3 protein-coding genes and 1 pseudogene are annotated in these 3,022 nt (G+C 66.5%); 1 reads left to right on the top strand and 3 read right to left on the bottom strand.

What is annotated here, in order from left to right:
• Positions 1-602: lipoyl(octanoyl) transferase LipB (gene lipB / locus WCE35_RS16065; RefSeq protein ID WP_424594326.1), on the top strand; the 602-nt coding region annotated here is incomplete at its 5' end.
• A gap of 33 nt (positions 603-635) precedes the next feature.
• Here the strand turns inward: lipB and WCE35_RS16060 are convergent.
• The 3 genes and pseudogenes from WCE35_RS16060 to WCE35_RS16050 all read right to left on the bottom strand — a co-directional run.
• Positions 636-2,072, bottom strand: a complete 1,437-nt coding sequence (locus WCE35_RS16060; RefSeq protein WP_424594325.1) for a TIGR01777 family oxidoreductase — start codon at positions 2,070-2,072, stop codon at positions 636-638.
• Entirely contained in the window at positions 2,069-2,737 is a 669-nt protein-coding gene (locus tag WCE35_RS16055) for a DUF4166 domain-containing protein (protein ID WP_424594324.1), read from the bottom strand. The genes WCE35_RS16060 and WCE35_RS16055 overlap by 4 nt, the downstream gene beginning before the upstream one ends.
• A gap of 25 nt (positions 2,738-2,762) precedes the next feature.
• Positions 2,763-3,022, bottom strand: a pseudogene (locus WCE35_RS16050) (ArsR family transcriptional regulator); the annotation flags it as partial.

Genomic DNA, 3,022 nt, shown 5'->3' with positions numbered 1-3,022 from the left:
ACATCGCGGCGCAGCGGGCGGCGGAGCTCGTGTGGCTCCTGGAGCACCCGCCGCTCTACACGTCCGGCACCAGCGGCAAGGCCGGCGACCTGCTCGAGGCGCGATTCCCGCTGTTTGAGACCGGACGCGGCGGGCAACTCACCTATCATGGCCCCGGCCAGCGCGTGGCCTATGTGATGCTGGACCTGAAGCGGCGACGGCCGGATGTGCGCGCCTACGTCGCCGGTCTCGAGCAATGGATCATCCGCACCCTTGCCGCGTTCAATGTCCGCGGCGAGCGGCGCGAGGATCGCGTCGGGGTCTGGGTCAGCCGCCCGGACAAGGGCCCGGGTTTCGAGGACAAGATCGCCGCGATCGGCGTGCGCTTGAGACGCTGGGTCTCGTTCCACGGCATCGCTATCAATGTCGAGCCGGACCTGTCGCATTTCTCGGCGATCGTGCCCTGCGGCGTCGCCGATCCGCGCTACGGCGTGACCTCGCTGGTCGATCTCGGCCTTCCCGTGACCATGGAAGATGTCGACGTCGCGCTCCGGCAGGCTTTTGCGGACGTGTTCGGCGCGGCGCAGGCGCGCCTGCCGGAAGCGACGGTTCTGCACAGATAGACGCTTCCTCTGCGGCGCCTCGCGCCGGCCACTCTACAGGATCGCCTCGAACGCGCTGCGCAGGGTCTCGTGCCGGAATACGAATCCGTGGCTCAGCGCCTTGTTGGGCAGCACGCGCTGGCCGCCCAAAAGAAGCTCGTTGGCGAAGTCGCCGCCGACGCGGCGTAGCAGCGCCGCGGGAATGCGAAACACCGCGGGGCGGCGAAGCCGCCGGCCGAGCTCTTCGGTGAATCTTGCGTTGGTGACCGGGATCGGCGCGGTGGCGTTGACCGGACCGGACAGATCGGGCTTTGCGATGACATGGGCGATCAGTCGCACAAGATCATCGCGCTCGATCCAGGACATCCACTGCCTGCCCGATCCCAGCGGCCCGCCGAGGCCAAATTCAAATGGCGTCAGCATCCGCGTGATGAAGCCGCCGTCGGTTCCGAGGACGAGGCCGATCCGCAAGCTCACGACCCTGACGCCATGATCGGCCGCCGGCCGCGCCGCGTTCTCCCAGGCCTCGCACAATTCATGGCTGAAACAGCCGTGTGACCTGGCCGACTCGGTCAGCACCTGATCCTGCCAAAGCCCGTACCAGCCGATCGCGGAGCCGCTGACCAGCACCGCCGGCTTGCGCTGCATCCGCGCGATCAACCCGATGACATCACCGGTCATGTTGATGCGGGACTCGAGAATTTTGCGGCGCCTGGCGTCGGTCCAAAACCCGTTGCCGATCGGCTCGCCGGCCAGATTGACGATCACATCGATCTTGGCATCGGCGGCTAGCTGGTCGAGGCTGGTGACCAGCGTGAGCGGCGGTGGCAACCCATCCACTTTCGCGGGATTGCGAACCAGCGCGATGACCTGGTGACCCGCATGGCTCAGGCCTGCGGCGAGCCGGCTGCCGATGAAACCGGTGGCGCCGGTGATCAGGACCGTCTGCCGCCCCGGCAATTGTGCGACGAGATCGCGCGCGGGCGGGCTGGTCAATCGCGCCAGGCGGCTGGACGCCGAAAAATCCCGCCATCCGCAAAGGCCGGCGCCCACGGCTGACGCCGCGGCAACGACGCTGAGAAGGCCGGCATAGGCGGATGTGATCCCGGTCGGCTGCATCGCCCAGCCGATCAAGACCGGCATCAGCAGCACCAGAATGGCGCCGTAGTTGATCGCCAGCAGCGTGTGGTTGATGCGCTCGCTTGCCGGCAGTTTCCGGCTGATATCCTCCTCGACGAAATCCATCAGCGTGATGACGATTTCCGCAGCCAGCACCGCGATCACGATCATCGCCAGAACGCCGTGGACTTCAAGCCAGCCGAGCACCAGAAACAGACAGGCATAGAGCAGGTTGCGCACGCCGTGCAGCCTGAGCTCGTAGCGCTGCGAAGGACGCCACGCCAGCCGCTCGGTCAGCTCGTGATGATAGAAGGTGTCGAACATCCCCATCACGATCTGAATGGCGATCAGGGTCCAGAGCAACGACGTCATGACGCGGCCTCCCTGAACACGGCGGACTGACGGATCAGCCTGCCGAAACGGGGATGGATGATTTCGAGCGTGAAGCGGAACGCGCCGCCGCCGAGGTCGGAATGGGTCACGGTCACATCGCCGGGCGTCAGCCATTCGGGCAGCGGCAACCTCAGGCGTCCGAGCTGCAGGGTGTAGCCGACGCTGCGAAACCGCAGCGCTTCGTTCTCGGCTTCAAGGCGCAACGCCATGCGGAGGCCAAAGCCGACATATTCCTCAAGGCCGCTCGGGCCGGCAAAGCGCTTCGAGGAATGGATGACCTGCGGAAATCGGTCCCTGCGCGCGCAGATCCGGGTCCAGGCTTGTCCGCCGGTCGCCGCGTCTTCCGTCACCGTCACGATCATGGGAACGCCGGTCTCGGTGCCGGTCGGCAGCGGTCCGCCGATCACGCGCGCGAGCTGCGCGAGCCACCAGCCGATCCGGCTGTGCCAGACCTCATCGACCTCGCCGACATAGACGATGGTCCTGCCATCGGCGAGGCGTTTGGAGAATCGTCGCCAGATTGCGACCGGCAGACGGCCCCAATCCTCGCCGGATAACAGCGCGCGGAAACGGGGATCGTCGAGCAGTCTTGCGTGGGATGGCGCCGGCGCTGGAAATCGCGAGATCCTGCTTGCTGACGCCATCACACGCACCCTTTGCTCCCGGCTCCTATTTGGCTTTTCCCGCCGGCAGCAAGCTGACGATCTTCTCGCCGAGCTTGATCAGGGCGACCAGCCTCGGCCGCGGCACGTTGAGCATCTGGATGTACCAGCGGTCGACCAGCTCGGTGAAAGCCAGCATCTCCTTCAGCCGCTTGCTCGCCACCGGGCTGATGGTGGGATCATCCGCGGCATCGGAGACGCAGGCGCGCAGCGCATCGACGGCGGGGTCGATCTCGCGCGCCTTGCGCCCCGCGGCGATCCGCGCCG

Source organism: Bradyrhizobium sp., from assembly GCF_049691595.1.
Taxonomy (GTDB): Bacteria; Pseudomonadota; Alphaproteobacteria; order Rhizobiales; family Xanthobacteraceae; genus Bradyrhizobium.
The sequence above is the reverse complement of the archived record's forward strand: the minus strand, read 5'-3'. Positions and strand labels throughout refer to the sequence as shown.

Bases quoted from the DNA above. Each gene is read 5' to 3' on its own strand.
- WCE35_RS16060 (WP_424594325.1), bottom strand. From the start codon at position 2,072: ATGACGTCGTTGCTCTGGACCCTGATCGCCATTCAGATCGTGATGGGG.
- WCE35_RS16055 (WP_424594324.1), bottom strand. From the start codon at position 2,737: ATGGCGTCAGCAAGCAGGATCTCGCGATTTCCAGCGCCGGCGCCATCC.